Source organism: Streptomyces sp. NPDC051133, from assembly GCF_040682635.1.
In the GTDB taxonomy this organism is placed as follows: Bacteria; Actinomycetota; Actinomycetes; order Streptomycetales; family Streptomycetaceae; genus Streptomyces.
Window position 1 is genome coordinate 199825 of the sequence record NZ_JBFBBK010000001.1, and the last position, 15326, is coordinate 215150.

The 15326-nt window shown below is 69.8% G+C and carries 12 protein-coding genes and 1 tRNA gene; 8 read left to right on the forward strand and 5 right to left on the reverse strand.

Annotated elements, in window-relative coordinates:
- Positions 1–23: 23 nt before the first annotated feature.
- The 3 genes from AB0N17_RS00960 to AB0N17_RS00970 all read right to left on the reverse strand — a co-directional run bounded on the left by AB0N17_RS00960 (position 24) and on the right by AB0N17_RS00970 (position 2829).
- Positions 24–230, reverse strand: a complete 207-nt coding sequence (locus AB0N17_RS00960; RefSeq protein WP_020943091.1) for a cold-shock protein — start codon at positions 228–230, stop codon at positions 24–26.
- Between the two features lie 228 nt (positions 231–458).
- Positions 459–797, reverse strand: coding sequence for a helix-turn-helix domain-containing protein (locus tag AB0N17_RS00965; RefSeq protein WP_366008909.1), 339 nt, complete (start codon positions 795–797; stop codon positions 459–461).
- A gap of 346 nt (positions 798–1143) precedes the next feature.
- The gene (locus tag AB0N17_RS00970) at positions 1144–2829 is read right to left on the reverse strand and encodes a ribonuclease J (protein ID WP_366008910.1); all 1686 of its coding nucleotides are present in this window, start codon (positions 2827–2829) and stop codon (positions 1144–1146) included.
- Between the two features lie 987 nt (positions 2830–3816).
- On the opposite strand from AB0N17_RS00970, the gene AB0N17_RS00975 reads away from it, so the two are divergent.
- A complete protein-coding gene (locus AB0N17_RS00975; RefSeq protein ID WP_366008911.1) occupies positions 3817–4362 on the forward strand; it encodes a hypothetical protein in 546 nt (181 codons plus the stop codon).
- A gap of 127 nt (positions 4363–4489) precedes the next feature.
- Here the strand turns inward: AB0N17_RS00975 and AB0N17_RS00980 are convergent, their stop codons facing one another.
- A complete protein-coding gene (locus tag AB0N17_RS00980; protein ID WP_366008912.1) occupies positions 4490–5581 on the reverse strand; it encodes a glutamate--cysteine ligase in 1092 nt (363 codons plus the stop codon).
- Positions 5582–5876: 295 nt separating this feature from the next.
- Between AB0N17_RS00980 and AB0N17_RS00985 the strand changes: the two genes are divergently transcribed.
- From AB0N17_RS00985 to AB0N17_RS01015, 7 genes are all read left to right on the forward strand, one after another.
- On the forward strand, positions 5877–7460 hold the full coding sequence (locus AB0N17_RS00985; protein WP_366008913.1) for an FMN-binding glutamate synthase family protein: 1584 nt from the start codon (positions 5877–5879) through the stop codon (positions 7458–7460).
- A 14-nt stretch (positions 7461–7474) separates the two neighbouring features.
- Complete coding sequence (locus AB0N17_RS00990; RefSeq protein ID WP_366008914.1) at positions 7475–9229, forward strand: thiamine pyrophosphate-dependent enzyme; 1755 nt, start codon at positions 7475–7477, stop codon at positions 9227–9229.
- Between the two features lie 344 nt (positions 9230–9573).
- Positions 9574–10026 (forward strand): ATP-binding protein, encoded by a 453-nt coding sequence (locus AB0N17_RS00995; RefSeq protein WP_366009146.1) that lies wholly within the window; start codon positions 9574–9576, stop codon positions 10024–10026.
- 668 nt (positions 10027–10694) lie between these two features.
- Positions 10695–11534, forward strand: a complete 840-nt coding sequence (locus tag AB0N17_RS01000) for an RNA polymerase sigma factor SigF (protein ID WP_366008915.1) — start codon at positions 10695–10697, stop codon at positions 11532–11534.
- A gap of 561 nt (positions 11535–12095) precedes the next feature.
- Complete coding sequence (locus AB0N17_RS01005; RefSeq protein WP_366008916.1) at positions 12096–12440, forward strand: MerR family transcriptional regulator; 345 nt, start codon at positions 12096–12098, stop codon at positions 12438–12440.
- Between the two features lie 131 nt (positions 12441–12571).
- Positions 12572–13750: a PP2C family protein-serine/threonine phosphatase gene (locus AB0N17_RS01010; RefSeq protein WP_366008917.1), complete on the forward strand. Its 1179-nt coding sequence runs from the start codon at positions 12572–12574 to the stop codon at positions 13748–13750.
- A gap of 148 nt (positions 13751–13898) precedes the next feature.
- A tRNA-Met gene (locus tag AB0N17_RS01015) sits at positions 13899–13972 on the forward strand.
- 314 nt (positions 13973–14286) lie between these two features.
- Here AB0N17_RS01015 and AB0N17_RS01020 read toward each other — a convergent pair.
- Positions 14287–15249, reverse strand: a complete 963-nt coding sequence (locus AB0N17_RS01020) for an alpha/beta hydrolase (protein ID WP_366009147.1) — start codon at positions 15247–15249, stop codon at positions 14287–14289.
- Positions 15250–15326 lie beyond the last annotated feature (77 nt).

A 15326-nucleotide genomic window follows, 5' to 3' on the forward strand; every position in this document is an offset into this window, starting at 1 on the left:
ACGGTTCGCGTCGGCCTCAGGCGTCAGGCGGGAACGATGTTCTCGGCCTGCGGGCCCTTCTGGCCCTGCGTGACGTCGAAGCTGACCTTCTGGCCTTCCTGAAGCTCGCGGAAGCCACCGTTGCTGATGATGTTCGAGTAGTGGGCGAACACGTCAGCGCCGCCGCCCTCCTGCTCGATGAAGCCGAAGCCCTTTTCCGCGTTGAACCACTTCACGGTGCCAGATGCCATATTGAATCTCCCTTGAGGGGCAGTACCGGTCTCCGCACTTTGCGGAGCCGAGTCGCCGCGATGATCACCCCTCCGGAAGGATCCGGAAAGCTCTGCAAAGAAAAAATCTCTGGTAACCAAAACTGCAACTGCTCTCACGTTAACACAGGCCGGATGGAGACGGTGACGCGTTTTTCGGAGCGTCCGGTAATTATCCTCGCGCCGGGGTGTATTTCTGTAGTGGCGGGACTAGGTATCTGCGCCGTGCTCGTCCAGCTTCCGGCGTGTTTCCCGGTTCAGACGGAGGGCGTCGTCGAGCTGGTCCTCAAGTGAGACGATGCGGCACGCGGCCTCGATGGGGGTGCCCTGGTCGACAAGCTCACGGGCGCGGGCGGCGATGCGCAACTGGCGGCGGGAGTAACGGCGGTGGCCGCCTTCCGAACGCAGAGGAGCGATCAGCCCGATTTCACCGACGGCCCGGAGGAAGGCGGGGGTGGTGCCGAGAACGTCCGCCGCCCGCCCCATGGTGTAGGCGGGATAGTCGTCATCGTCGAGGTTCTTGGCGACGGAGGCGTTCTCAGCGGGCATAGCACCTTCGTTTCGGGGACGCGGCGAGGGACCCGGTCGTGCCTGGCACTGGTCTCCGGAGGATCCGGCACCATCCGCGTCGTGCGAGAACCCTAACTCCGGCAGGCACGGAGATGTGTGCTCGCCGTGACAGATTTCCCCCTCCGCTCGCTCGCCTCCGGTGCCACGACCAGAAGGTCCCTGCGTCCATGTCCGGGTGCCATCGGAACGACGGTGCCCGACGCGTGCGCCTGGTGGTCCCGCGGATCCCGACACCCCGAGCCAACCGATGCACCCCGACCTCGCCGGAGGAGGCACGGGGGCGAACCGGAGGAAGAAGGAGCAGCAACCGCTGCCGGACTGTGGCTCAGGCGTCGATGATGACGGGGATGATGAGGGGCTTGCGGCGGTGGGTGCGGAAGGCCCAGTTCGCCACGGCGCGGGCGAGGAGCTGTTCGAGTTGGCGCGCGTCCCCGACGCCTTCCTCGGCCGCGGTGGCCAGGGTCTTCTCGATGACGGGGACGACCGACTCGAAGGTGGCGTCGTCGTGGACGAAGCCCCGGGCCAGAAAATCGGGGGCCTCGGCGAGGGCGCCGGTGTCCGCGTCGACGATCGCCACCACCGTGACCACGCCTTCGGCGGCGAGGGTGAGGCGGTCCTTGAGGGACGCTTCGGTGGCGCCGCCGACTTCCATGCCGTCCACATAGACGTTGCCGGCGGGGACCTTGCCGGTGATGGACGGGCGTCCGTCGATCAGGTCGACGACGACGCCGTCCTCGGCGATGACGACCCGGTCGGGGTCCACACCGGTACGGATGGCGAGGTCGGCGTTGGCCCGCAGGTGGCGCCATTCGCCGTGCACGGGCATGACGTTGCGGGGCTTGACGATGTTGTAGCAGTAGACGAGTTCGCCGGCGCTGGCGTGCCCGGAGACGTGCACCTTGGCGTTGCCCTTGTGGACCACGTGGGCGCCCCACCGGGTGAGTCCGTTGATCACCCGGTAGATGGCGTTCTCGTTACCGGGGATGAGGGAGCTGGCGAGCAGGACGGTGTCGCCCTTGCCGATGCGGATCAGGTGGTCGCGGTTGGCCATGCGTGACAGCGCGGCCATCGGTTCGCCCTGGGAGCCGGTGCAGACCAGCGTGACCTTGTGGTCCGGGAGCTTCTCCAGCTCCTTGGTGCTCACGACCAGACCGGAGGGGACCTTCAAATAGCCCAGGTCACGGGCGATGCCCATGTTGCGGACCATCGATCGGCCGACGAAGGCGACCTTGCGGCCGTGTTGGTGGGCGGCGTCCAGGACCTGCTGGATGCGGTGCACATGGCTGGCGAAGCTGGAGACGATGACCCGGCGTGGCGCGGTGCGCATCACCTGCTCGATCGCCGGGTTCAGCTCTCGCTCGGAGGTGGTGAAGCCGGGTACTTCGGCGTTGGTGGAGTCGGTGAGGAACAGGTCCACGCCCTCCTCGCCGAGGCGGGCGAAGGCGCGCAGATCGGTGATGCGGTCGTCGAGAGGGAACTGGTCCATCTTGAAGTCGCCGGTGTGCAGGACCATCCCGGCCCGGGTGCGGATCGCGACCGCGAGGCTGTCGGGGATGGAGTGGTTGACCGCCACGAACTCGCAGTCGAAGGGCCCGAAGCCACGCCGGTCGCCCTCCCGCACCCGGACCGTGCGCGGCCGGATGCCGTGTTCCTTGAGCTTGGCCTCCAGGAAGGCCAGCGTCAGCTTGGAGCCGACGACGGGGATGTCGGACCGCTCGCGCAGCAGGTACGGCACGCCGCCGATGTGGTCCTCGTGGCCGTGGGTGAGTACCACCGCCACGATGTCGTCCAGCCGGTCCCGGATCGAGGTGAAGTCCGGCAGGATCACGTCCACGCCGGGCTGGGTCTCCTCGGGGAACAGCACGCCGCAGTCGACGATGAGCAGCTTGCCCGCGTGCTCGAAGACGGTCATGTTGCGGCCGATCTCACCCAGGCCGCCCAGGGCGATGACCCGCAGCCCTCCTTCGGGAAGGGGCGGAGCGGCTTTCAACTCGGGGTGCGGATGACTCATACCCTGACGGTACCCGGAGAGCGGGACAGGGTGATCCACTGGGATTGGGTTGCAGCACATCAGCGAGATGACAGGCGGTGTGCAGGTCGAGATGACCCGTGACGGTCGCAAGACGGCGGTCGGGGGCCGCGGTATGCACCCGTACGTGCACAGGGACTGCCCACGGCAGGCCCCGTCACGTCGCCGGCAGGATCCGATCGAAGTGATGGCCATGGGCACTGCGCCGGACGTCGCATTGCCGAGTCCTTTCCGGCCCTCGTGCAGCAGTGACCATTTACGAAGCACCGGCCTCGTCGCCCGCGGGTGTGTGAAGCCGGTCTGTCGGGCAACCCGGACGCACACACGACTCCGACAGACCTCACAACGGGGGGATGCCATGTCGGCCAGGGCTCGAAGCGCCTTCACCATCGCCGCAGCTGCGCTCGTCGGCAGCTGTATGAGCGCATGCGCCGTCGGCTTGTGGGGCCGCCGTACATCCAACCGGTCGCCGGCCTGGCCCCTGCCGCCTCGGCAGGCCCCCGAGCCGGCCGAGCCCCGGGAGATCCTGCACAGCTACTGGAGCACCCTGCAGCCTCTGGACCTGACCTCCTAAGCTTGCCCGGCGGGATCAGGCGCCAGAACGGTGCCGGCCACCATGCCCGGCCCAGACCCGGAAATCAGGCCGCCGCCCATGGATGATTCCGTGGATCGGATCGACGCGCGGGTCCTCCGGCGGCGCCGGGTGACCGCGGCGCAGGACTCCGCGCGGTCCACGGAACGTCTTGGACTGCTCACAGGCCGCTCCGGTGGGGGAGGCGTGCTGTGAAGGCGCTGTGCTGCCGCTCGACCGGGCTCCCGGGGCGTACCCGAGGCCCGGAGTGAAGTCCGCAGGCGCGCGGGTACTCACCTGGGTGTCGCCGGACCACCCCACGGCGAAGCTGTGCACGCCCGGCTCCTCGATTTCCGCCGCTCGCACGTCGGAACCCCCGCAACCAAGGGAGGCCGCAGATGAACGCCCCTGCGCATCCCGGCGCGCTCCCGCGCCGCTCCACCGGAGACGGTGTCGACCTGAAGTTCCTCGGCATCTATCTCAACGACCACCTCGCGGGTGCCACGGCCGGCGCGGAACGCGCCGCCCGTCTGGCGCGTACCGCCCGTGGTTCCGCGCTCGGCCGAGCGCTCGAACCTGTTGCCGCGGAGATCGCCCAGGACCGGACCGCGCTGATCGGCATCATGCGGGACCTCGGCGTTCCTGTTCGCCGTTACAAAGTGTGCGCAGGCTGGACGGGCGAGAAGCTGGGACGGCTGAAGCTCAACGGCTGCCTGGTACGGCGCTCCCCGCTGGGCACGGTGTGGGATCTGGAAGGGCTGCGGCTGGGCGTCGAGGGTAAAACGGCCGGATGGCAGACCCTGCGTCGGCTCAGTGCGACGGCCCAGGGCTTGGACCCTGCCCAGCTGGACACACTGCTCGAACGGGCCCGGAAGCAGCAGGAAACCGTCGAGGAGTGGCGCGTCCGCCAGGCCGAGGAAGCGCTACGCACGACAACCGGCTGAGCCGCCGCTGCCAGATGGTGGTCCTCCGGGCAGATGGTCGTCCTCCGGGGCTCACCGACCACAGTGGTGGAACCCCGCTGCGAGGACGTACCGTCACCCGCCGTGGCGGAAGAGGTCACGCGGTCGGTCAGGGCATGCTGCTCACGCTCGTGATCATGTCGGTGACGGCGGTGACACCGCCCCGGGCCAGCGCCTGCCGCTGCCGATCCGCTCCGGTACCTTCCTGGAGCAGCCGGTGCACCAGTGCCCGGACCTCTCGCGCGTCTCCCGCGTGCTCCAGTGCCGGGCCGACGTGGTGCATCAGTCCGCACACCACATCTCCGGCACGATGCGGCTGCCCGGCGGGGTCGATCAGGTCCGCGGACAGGCCGTGGCGGGCGGCCTGCCACATCGACGCTTCCAGCAGCTCCTGCTCCGGCTCGGGTCTCGGCTCGCCGGCGGCGGCGTCCCACATCGCGCGCTGCACCAGGGCTCGCACGAGGCCGGCGAACATCACGGCCTCATCGGTGCGCAGCTGGACATCGAAGCAGCGCACCTCGATGGTGGGATAGCGCTCGGACAGTCTGACCTGCCAGTAGACCTGCCCTGTGTCGGCGATGATGCCGGTGGTCAGCAGGCGGCGCAGGCGCTGGTCGTAGTCGGTGTCGTCGGCGAAGTACGGGGGGATGCCGCTGACCGGCCAGCGGTCGAAGATCAGCGTGCGCCACGTGGCGAAACCGGTGTCCTCGCCTTCCCACAGGGGTGAGTTCGCCGCCATGGCGGTCAGCACGGGCAGCCAGGGCCGGATGCGGTCGAGTACCTCCACGCCGGTGCGCCGATCGGGTACGGCAGCGTGGATGTGCATGCCGTTGACCAGTTGCTCGGCCACCAGCTGCGGAGCCTGCCGCTGCATGGCCCGGTACCGGGGGCGGGCCGTGACCGGAACGGACTCCGCGCACAGCGGTGGCGTTCCGCTGGCCAGGATGCGGCAGCCGAGTGCTGCTGCCGCCGCCGTGACGGCGTGCCGCAGTCGCAGCAGATGGCCACCGACTTCGTCGAGCGTGCCGCAGATCGGAGTGACCACTTCGACCTGAGCTTGCAGCAGCTCCGTCTGGATCTCCTCCGCGGCGACGAAGGGCTCCAGGCCCGCCGCCGTGCGTACCTTGTCCCCTTGCGCGGCCAGTCGGCCGGTGGCCGCGTCGATCAACAGGTATTCCTCTTCGACACCGACAGTGATCACTGGCTTTGGCGCCTTCCCTCAATCCGCGGTACCCGCCGCCCGAGCTGGTGGGAGTGCCATCCGGCCGTGCGGAACGCACCGAAGCGGCCGTCCCGTCTTCCAGGGGTCCGCCGACCAAGTGGCCGCGAACGTCCGTGCGTAAACGTTGCCCGTCCAGGGCCGCTCCCCGTGCGGCCCCGGGCCCTGGAGAGCCTCGGCGACCTCACCACCGTCTTCGAGTCGTCCCCGTCACGCGCTACGCCGTTCCCCAGCAGTTGAGGGGACTGGAGAGCGATCGCCCGGCAATGAGCAAGGGGTGACACGCATCGCAATCGTCGTCCTGACTCTTGTCGCAGGCGTACTGGCGTCCCTGGCGGCGGCCTGGATCTCCCCCTGGTGGCTGCTCGCCGCCGTACCGTTGGTGCTCCCGGCCCTGCTGGGCGCGTGGGATCTGCTGCAACGCCGGCATTCGGTGTTGCGCAACTATCCGGTCCTCGGCCATGCCCGCTTCCTCATGGAGCGCATACGCCCGGAGCTCCAGCAGTATTTCATCGAGCGCAACTACGACGGCCGCCCCTTCGACCGGGACGTGCGCAGCATCGTCTACGAGCGGGCCAAGGGCACCGACGCGGAGGAGCCGTACGGCACCGAACGGGACGTGTATCAGCCGGGACACGAGTTCCTGGTGCCGTCGATGGCGCCGTGCCCGGTGCCGAAGGACCCGCCGCGCGTGCGGATCGGCGGTCCGCACTGCGGCCGTCCGTACGACATGGCGCTGCTGAACGTCTCGGCGATGAGCTTCGGCTCCTTGTCCGCCAACGCGGTCCTCGCGCTCAACGGGGGCGCGGCGGGAGGGCGGTTCGCGCAGGACACCGGTGAGGGCGGGCTGTCCGAGTACCACCTCCGCCCGGGCGGTGACCTCGTGTGGGAGATCGGCACCGGGTACTTCGGCTGCCGCACGCGCGACGGCGACTTCGACCCCGCAGAGTTCGCCGACAAGGCGGCACACGATCACGTCAAGTGCGTGTCCCTCAAGCTGTCGCAGGGCGCCAAGCCCGGCATCGGAGGTGTCCTGCCGGGAGCCAAGGTGAACGCCGAGATAGCCCGGGTCCGCGATGTGCCCGCAGGGCGGACGGTCGTCTCACCGCCGTACCACCGGGTGTTCTCCACCCCGCGCGAACTCGTGCGCTTCGTCGCCCGCATGCGGGAGTTGTCCGGTGGCAAGCCGGCCGGGTTCAAGCTGTGCGTGGGCTCGCGCCGGCAGTTCCTGGCCGTGTGCAAGGCCATGCTGGAGGAAGGCACGGCACCCGACTTCATCGTGGTCGACGGCGCCGAGGGCGGGACCGGCGCGGCGCCGCTGGAGTTCGCGGACCACGTGGGCACCCCGCTCACCGAGGGGCTGCTCACCGTGCACAACGCCCTCGTCGGCACGGGCCTGCGCGACCGGATCAAGGTGGGCGCGAGCGGCAAGATCGCCACCGGGACCGACCTGGTCAAACGCATGGTGCAGGGCGCCGATTACGGCAACGCCGCGCGGGCGATGATGTTCGCCGTCGGCTGCATCCAGGCGCAGCGGTGCCACACGAACACCTGCCCCACCGGTGTCACGACCCAGGACCCCCGCCGAGCCCGCGCCCTCCACGTCCCCGACAAGACGGCGCGCGTGCAGCGCTTCCAGGAGGCGACCGTGGCCAGCGCCCTGCAGATCATGGCCTCCATGGGCGTCACCGATCCCGCCCAACTGCGTCCGCACATGCTCCGCAGGCGCGTCGATCCGGTCACCGAACGCTCCTACGAGGAGCTGTACGAGTGGCTCGCGCCAGGGCAGTTGCTCGCCGAGCCACCGGCCTCCTGGGCCGCCGACTGGAACGCAGCCGACCCCGACCACTTCACCGTCTGAACCGGAGGACTCACGTGGCCCGTACTGTTGCCCGCGTCATCGTGGACGCGCTGAGCGAACTCGGCGTGCGCCAGGTGTTCGGCGTCGTGGGAGACGCGCTCAATCCCCTGACCGACGCCATCCGCACCACCGAGAGCCTCGAATGGGTGGGCTGCCGGCACGAGGAGGCGGCGGCCTTCGCCGCGAGCGCCCAGTCACAGCTCACCGGCACCCTCGGCGTGTGCATGGGCACCGTCGGGCCGGGATCCGTCCACCTCCTCAACGGACTGTACGACGCGGCCAAGAGCCACGCCCCGGTCCTGGCCATCGCCGGCCAGGTACCCCTCGCCGAACTCGGCAGCGACTACTTCCAGGAGGTCGACAACGACGCCCTCTTCAGCGACGTGGCCGTCTTCCGCGCCACGGTCACCTCGCCCGACCAACTGCCGCAGTTGCTGGAGACGGCCGTCCGCCACGCTCTGGGCCGCAAGGGCGTCGCCGTCCTCACCGTGCCGGGCGACCTGGGGGAGCGGGAACTGACCGCCGACCGGCCGCCCCGGTTCTCCCTGAATCCTCCGGTGAGCCGGCCGGAGGAGTCGGCGGTCCGTCGGGCCGCGGAAATCCTCGACCGCTCCGAGCGGGTCACGCTGCTCGTCGGGGAGGGTGCGCGCGCCGCCCGTGAGGACGTGCTCACCCTCGCCGACCGCCTGGCCGCACCGATGGTGCTCACGCTGAAGGCCAAGGCCGGTTTCGAGGGTGACACCAACCCGTTCCAGGTCGGTCAGACGGGACTGATCGGCAACCCCGCCGCCGCATCGGCCCTGCAGGACGCGGACACGATCCTCCTGCTCGGCACCGACTTCCCCTACCGCGACTGGTATCCCGAGGGCCGGACCGTCATCCAGGTCGACACCGAGGCCACCCACATCGGACGCCGGGTACCGGTCGAGGTCGGGCTGGTGGGGGACACCGGCGCCACCGTGCGCGACCTCCTGGGCCACCTCGCGGCCGGGCCTGGCGGCGGGCGCGACCGCTCGCACGTGGAGAAGGCGCGGGAACGCTTCGACCAGTGGCGCGCCGGTCAGGCACGGCTCGCCGACCCGGCGCACGACAAGGGACTCATCGGCCGAGTCCGCTCCGCGCTGGACAACCGCGGGCACGACATCCGCCCGGAGGCGCTGGCCGCGGCCGTCGACCGGGTGGCGGCCGAGGACGCCGTCTTCACCTCCGACACGGGCATGGCCACGGTGTGGCTCTCGCGCTTCGTCGAGATGCGTGGTGGCCGCCGGCTCATCGGCTCCTACAACCTGGGCTCCATGGCCAACGCCATGCCCCAGGCGCTGGGCGCCCAGTGCCTGGACCGCGAGCGGCAGGTCGTCGCCTTCTGCGGTGACGGCGGGCTGAGCATGCTCCTCGGCGACCTCATGACCCTGAAGACGTACCGCCTTCCCGTCAAGCTCGTCGTCTTCGACAACCGTCGCCTGGGCATGGTGAAACTCGAACAGGAGCAGGCCGGCCTCCCCGAGTTCGGCACCGTGCTCGACAACCCCGACTTCGCCGCCGTGGCCGAGGCCATGGGTATCGCCGGCATCCGCGTGACCGACCCGGCCGATGTGGAGTCCGCCGTGCGACGCGCCTTCCGCAGTCCGGGCCCGGTCCTGCTCGACGTCCTCACCAACCCCGACGAGATCGCCGTTCCGGCCAAGCCGACGGTCGAGCAGGGCTGGGGGTTCGCGGTGGCCAAGGTGAAGGAAGTCGTGCGCAGCCACGGAGAGCCGAGCGGGAACTGACGACATGCAGCCCGTGCTCTTCTCAGCCTGTCCTTCGGCGGCCATGCGGTCATTCCCGATGGCGCTTCCAGCGGCCTCTTCGAGCAGTCCAAGCGGTGGCGTCTTTGCCCCCGCACTCCGTGCTTCCATGGCACGTCCCGCTGGGGCAGCCTGCGGCGAGCGGGACGTTGATCCCGCTCGAGTCCATGAACGTCGCGTGCCGCATGTCGTGCCGCATGTCGACGACGACGTGGGGCCCGCCGTCGAGACCGGGCTTGTCCGGCCCGATCACGGGTACCTGCGCATGGAGGCATGACGTAGTAGAGGCGGTGCGGATGGCACGGGCATTGGTGGGCGAGGGCAGCATGACGCCCCGATCAGATCACGCTTTCCTGAGTGTGGCGGTGGCTCTGGACGGGGAGGGCCCCTGTATCGCCGAGGCGCGCCACACGGCTGCCGGCTTCCTGACCCGGATGCGCGCCGAGCACGGTGTTGCGGTCTCCCAGCGGGCCGTGGAGGTGACGCAGCTGGTGGTGAGCGAGCTGGTCACCAATGCGCAGAAGTACGCCGTCGGCCCAGTCCTGCTGGATCTGCGGATCGTCGGTGCACTGGTGGAGGTCCAGGTGTGGGACTCCGATCCGGTGCTGCCGGTGGCTCGGGCCGCCGATGTGGGCCGGGTGGGGCAGCACGGCCTGGAGATCGTCATGGCCGTCTGCCAGGGCTTCGAAGCCGTGCGAGAGCCGGTCGGCAAGCGCATCACCGCCCGTCTGGCCCTGACGGACGATCCGTGCGGCGTCAGCTCCTGGGCCAGCGGGTGAGCGACCGCCAGGCTCGACCGACGCTCACCCGCACGCCGGAGCCGGCCGCCTCGCCGTGACCGGCCTGTCCTGGCCGCCCGCCTGCTCGACCGGCGCACACCTACGACCCCTCGACGGCCGACGGCACGGACGCGGCCGACTCCGGTGAGCCCCTGTCGCTCGACCCGGCGGGGACGGCGAAAGCGCTCGCACCGGTCACCTTCACGACGTGCGCTTCGCCTGCGCGGCGACGAAAGGCCCGCAGGACCGTTGGTCCCCACTCTGACACGCCGGTGCACTCGTACCCGAAGGCCCTGGCGGGTGCCGTCACCACTACTGGCAGGCCGCATCGGACGCCACCCGACCGGAGGCGCAAACCGTGCAGCCCCGACGCCCCTCGCAGCCGTGGCCGGCTCTCTGGTCTGTGCCGCCGCGGCGTTGGCCCGGTTCCGGTCGCAGCCCTTCAACGATCCGCAGCACGAGGGCCGCCGGGCCGGCCCCGGAACGCCGGCCGGGCTCGTCGGCCGGACCGGGCGGGTGACCTCCCCGCCGGGAGGCGTCCCAGCTCACGGCCCTGCCTCTCGAGCGCGTGGTGGCAGGCATGGTTGGAAAATGGAGGGGTAGCCGAGGCATCGTCGGACGCTTCGCAGCGGACCGCGGCACGAGTTCGAATTCGGGAGGGGACCTTCATGGCGCTCATGAGCATGCTGGACACGCAGACCACCGAGCTGCCCGAAGTCGCCGACCCTTCCCGGGTGGCGCCCAAGGATGCGCGCGAACTCTCCCGGTTGTTCTTCGAGCAGCTGGCGGTGCTGGAGGAGGGCACGCCCGAGTACAGCTACGCGCGGAACACGCTGATCGAGATGAACATGTCCCTGGTCCGCTACGCGGCCGGCCGGTTCCGCAGCCGGGGGCCGGAGGAGATGGAGGACATCGTCCAGGTCGGCATGATCGGCCTGATCAAGGCGATCGACCGGTTCGAACTCTCCCGCGAGGTGGAGTTCACCTCCTTCGCCATCCCCTACGTCGTCGGTGAGATCAAGCGGTTCTTCCGTGACACCACCTGGGCCGTGCACGTACCCCGGCGGCTCCAGGAGGCCCGCGTCCAGCTCGCCCGTGCCACGGAGGAGCTGCGGAGCCGGTTGGGTCGTACGCCGACGGTCAAGGAGCTGTCGGAGCTGATGAGCCTGCCTGAGGACGAGGTGATGGAGGCCCGTCTGGCCGCGAACGGCTACAACTCTTCCTCCCTGGACGCCGCCATAGGCGGCAGCGAGGACGGCGAGAGCGCCCTGCAGGACTTCATCGGCGTGGAAGACACCGCGCTGGAGTTGGTGGAGGACTTCCACTCCCTGGCCCCGCTGATCGCCGACCTGGACGAGCGGGACCGGCAGATCATCCACATGCGGTTCGTGGAGGAACTCACCCAGGCCCAGATCGGCGAGCGTCTGGGCGTCTCCCAGATGCATGTCTCCCGGCTGCTCTCCCGCTGCCTCGCCCGCCTGCGTGAGGGCCTGCTCACCACCGGCTGACCAGCCGGCTGTCCGTACCCACCCGATGCCCGCCCACAGATGTGGCGGGCATCAGGAGTATCTGGCTGGGCGGCAAGGGGGACCGCCATACGAGCTCACAGTCTTCCTGGGATGCCTGAGGCAGAAGCTTGCGCACACTCCATGGAGAAAAACTGTCATGGCGACAGTAGACATTCCTCCGTCGCAGGGGTAGCGTGGTCTGCGTTCCCAGAAGTCCAAGTGGGCGCAGCAGGCACGGACTGCTGCGCAGGTAGGCCAGAAGGACACGGCCCTGTGGGGCTGTGAGCAGCATCTGCGGAATCCGCGTAATCGAAAGGTAAGGAGCAGAGCGCCATCAGGATCGCCCGGGCGAGGAAGCAGTCCGCCCGGGTATCGCAAGGCCCCGGATTGGAAGGTGGTCCCCGGTCACGCATTCGCGATCCCCGCAACCCCGCCCTCCCAGGCGGTACCTGCGGAAAAAGAAGGCCGGCGCAGCGCGCCGGTAGATGGTGTTGAAAGCTCGGGGCCCGGGTGCCGTACTGGCACCCGGGCCCCCCGACGCGTCCCCGAAAGAAGAGGTCTATGCCGCCTGCCGGTTCCCGTCCCGTCGGCCCTCTCGATGATGACGACTACCCCGCCTACACCATGGGCCGGGCCGCCGAGATGCTCGGCACCACCCCTGCCTTCCTCCGTACCCTCGGTGAACACCGCCTGATCACCCCCCTGCGCTCCGATGGCGGCCATCGCCGCTACTCCCGATATCAGCTGCGCATCGCCGCCCGTGCCCGCGAACTCGTCGACCAGGGCACCGCCATAGAGGCCGCCTGCCGCATCGTCATCCTCGAAGATCAACTCGAAGAGGCGCAGCGCATCAACGAGCAACTGCGCGCCGAGAGCGGCAAGCCTCAGCCGAACACATCAGCCTGATCAGAACGCCCGAAGTCGACGCGTCAACCCGACCCCGCCGGAAGAGACACGCGCGTGCGGGCGTGATGGAGGTACGGGGTGACGAGGGGCGAACCGGGGGAAGAAGGAGCAGCAACCGACAGGAGGTTGCCATGGGTGGCGGGGATCTGGAACTGGGGCAGCTTCTGGCCGCCGCTGAGGCGGCACCGCCCGGGGAGTCCGTCGAGGTACTCGCGCATGACCTGCGCAAGCGCTTCGGGGCGGAGCGTGTGTCGTTCCTGTTCGCCGACCTCGTGGGCCGGCGGTTGCTGCGCCTGACCACACGGGCCGAGGACGACGTGGAGGCTGCCGCCGAGCGGATCGACCTGGAGGGCAGTGTCTACGACGCGGTCCTGCGCAGCCAGCGCCAGCGCGTGGAACCGGACGGCCAGGGCGGGCGGCGCGTGATCTCGCCGGTGACCAACCGCGGCGACTGCATCGGTCTGTTGGAGGCGACGCTGCAGAACGCCGACGACACCGTGCTTGCGCAGATCGAAGACGCGGCGCACGCACTGGCCTACATCATCGTCACGGACCGCCGTTTCACCGATCTGTACCACGCGGGCCGGCGCACCACCCGGACCAGCCTGGCCGCCGAGATCCAGCACCAGTTGCTTCCCTCGGCCTCCTGCTGCGAGGCCCCCCAGTTCACCCTCGCGGCAGGGCTGGTGCCGGCCGACGACATCGGCGGGGACACCTACGACTACACACTCGATCGAGACACACTGCACCTGTCCATCACCGACGCCATGGGACACGACACCAACTCCGCGCTGCTCGCCACACTCCTCGTAGGCGCCATGCGCGGCGCCCGCCGTGGTGGCTGTGACGCGCTCCAGCAGGCGCAACGCGCCCACGACGCCCTGTTGACCCACAGCCGCGGCCTGGCCACTGGCCAATTGCTGTGCATCGGCCTCGCAACGGGCACCTGCGAACTGGTCAACGCGGGGCATCCCCGGCCCCTGCGCCTACGCAAAGGCGCCACCGAGGTCGAAGAGGTCCCTCTCGCAGTCAACCTCCCCTTCGGCGTGGCGGCCCCCGACCCCTACCGTGTCCAAGAACTCCAGCTTCGCCCCGGCGACCGTCTGATCCTGCTCACCGACGGCATGCAGGAACGCGGCGCCGGAGCCGTCGACCTGGCATCCCTCGTGTGGGACACCCGAACCTCACATCCCAGGGAAGCCGTGCGCCGCCTGACCACCGCGGTATTCGATGCATGCCGGGGAAATCTCAGGGACGACGCCACTGTCCTCATCCTGGACTGGCACGGTCCGCGGCGCGAAGACCGGTAGGCCGCCATCTGGGCCGCAGGCCCCACTGGAGCTGCGGCTCATCAGCGAAGTCGGCATGCGGCCCCCGGCTCGGCAGGTCCTGGAGCTGACGGCCACCGAAAGTCGATTGGGCCGATCCCGGTCTGTGCCGTACAGTTCACCGTACCGACGCGGGGTGGAGCAGCTCGGTAGCTCGCTGGGCTCATAACCCAGAGGTCGCAGGTTCAAATCCTGTCCCCGCTACTCAGATGTGAAGGCCCGGTGTCCACCGGGCCTTCACTGCGTGTGGGCCGGTTCGGAGTCCGATTCGCCCGGCGGCTGATCATGATCACTGCCCGAGGCGGGGGTCGATTGCCGAGGCGGCACAGTTCGCGTGCCACCCGGGCGTGCACCGGGGAGCCCTGCCGGCCGTGCTCAGCTCTGTGGTCCGGCTGACCGGGCAGCGAATCGTGCTGCAACCGTCCTCCGGCACGGCTGCCGCGCATCCTCGAACCTGTCCGGCCCGGGATCGCCGCGATCGCGGTGGCTGTGTTTCGGACGTGGGCCGGATGGCCGGGTCACGCCGGGAGAACTCCGTCGGTGAAGACGCTGCGCAGGCTGGTACACGCATCCGTGACGGCTTCGGTGGCCTTCGTGAAGGCGCCGATCTCGGTGAAGAACCCGTGGTACACGCCTGGATACCGGCGGTGCCGCACCGGGACGCCCGCTGCCTGGAGCCGTCGCGCATACGCCTCGGCGTCGTCGCGCAGGCAGTCCACTTCTGCGGTGATGACGTGGGCGGGGGCGAGACCGGCGAGGGTCGCGGCCCTGAAGGGCACCGCGAGTGAGCTGAGGGCAACGCCGCCCGCACCCACGTACTGACGCCAGAACCATTGCGCGTCGGCGGCTCCCATCAAGGGGGCGTTCGCGAACTCGGTCCAGGACGGGCGTGCGAAGGAGTCGTCCACCGCCGGGTAGACGAGGACCTGGAGCGCGGGCTGGGGCAGCCCGCGGCTGCGCAGGTCGAGGCAGAGCGACGCCGCCAGGCCGCCGCCGGCCGAGTCGCCGCCGACCGCGATGCGGCGGCTGTCGATGCCGAGGCGGTCCGCGTTCTCGACGAGCCAGGCATGGGCGGTCCTGGTGTCGTCGACGGCGGCGGGGAACGGATGCTCGGGGGCCAGCCGGTAGTCGACCGAGACCACGACGCACTCGGCGTGGCGGCTGAAGAGACGGCAGACTTCGTCGACGCCGTCCAGGCTGCCGACCGTGAAGCCCCCGCCGTGGAGATAGAGCAGGCAGGGCAGGCCGGCCGTATCCGTGCCCGGCGCATGCGGCCGATAGATCCGAGCCGGCGCGGAGCGGACCACCCCGAACGGGTCGGTCCAGGCCGCGTCCTCTTCCGTCACGGACGCGACCTGGGTCCATCGGGGCGGAGGTTGCGGGGCCGCGAACCGCCGCACTCCCTCCAGGCCGAGGGTGTGCAGAGGCTGCGGGAGCACCTCGGCCAGAAAGTCGGCTGCCAGGAGTGACTCGCGATCCAGGAGTTCGCGCCACGCGGGCGGAGGTTCCGCCCCGGCGGCGGGGACCGGCCGGGCCGGCCTGCCGTCAGGGCCGGGAG

Coding starts and splice junctions, on each gene's coding strand:
- AB0N17_RS01005 (WP_366008916.1), top strand. CDS start 12,096: ATGCCGCCTGCCGGTTCCCGTCCCGTCGGCCCTCTCGATGATGACGAC.
- AB0N17_RS00975 (WP_366008911.1), top strand. CDS start 3,817: ATGAACGCCCCTGCGCATCCCGGCGCGCTCCCGCGCCGCTCCACCGGA.
- AB0N17_RS00995 (WP_366009146.1), top strand. CDS start 9,574: ATGACGCCCCGATCAGATCACGCTTTCCTGAGTGTGGCGGTGGCTCTG.
- AB0N17_RS01010 (WP_366008917.1), top strand. CDS start 12,572: ATGGGTGGCGGGGATCTGGAACTGGGGCAGCTTCTGGCCGCCGCTGAG.
- AB0N17_RS01000 (WP_366008915.1), top strand. CDS start 10,695: ATGGCGCTCATGAGCATGCTGGACACGCAGACCACCGAGCTGCCCGAA.
- AB0N17_RS00965 (WP_366008909.1), bottom strand. CDS start 797: ATGCCCGCTGAGAACGCCTCCGTCGCCAAGAACCTCGACGATGACGAC.
- AB0N17_RS00960 (WP_020943091.1), bottom strand. CDS start 230: ATGGCATCTGGCACCGTGAAGTGGTTCAACGCGGAAAAGGGCTTCGGC.
- AB0N17_RS00970 (WP_366008910.1), bottom strand. CDS start 2,829: ATGAGTCATCCGCACCCCGAGTTGAAAGCCGCTCCGCCCCTTCCCGAA.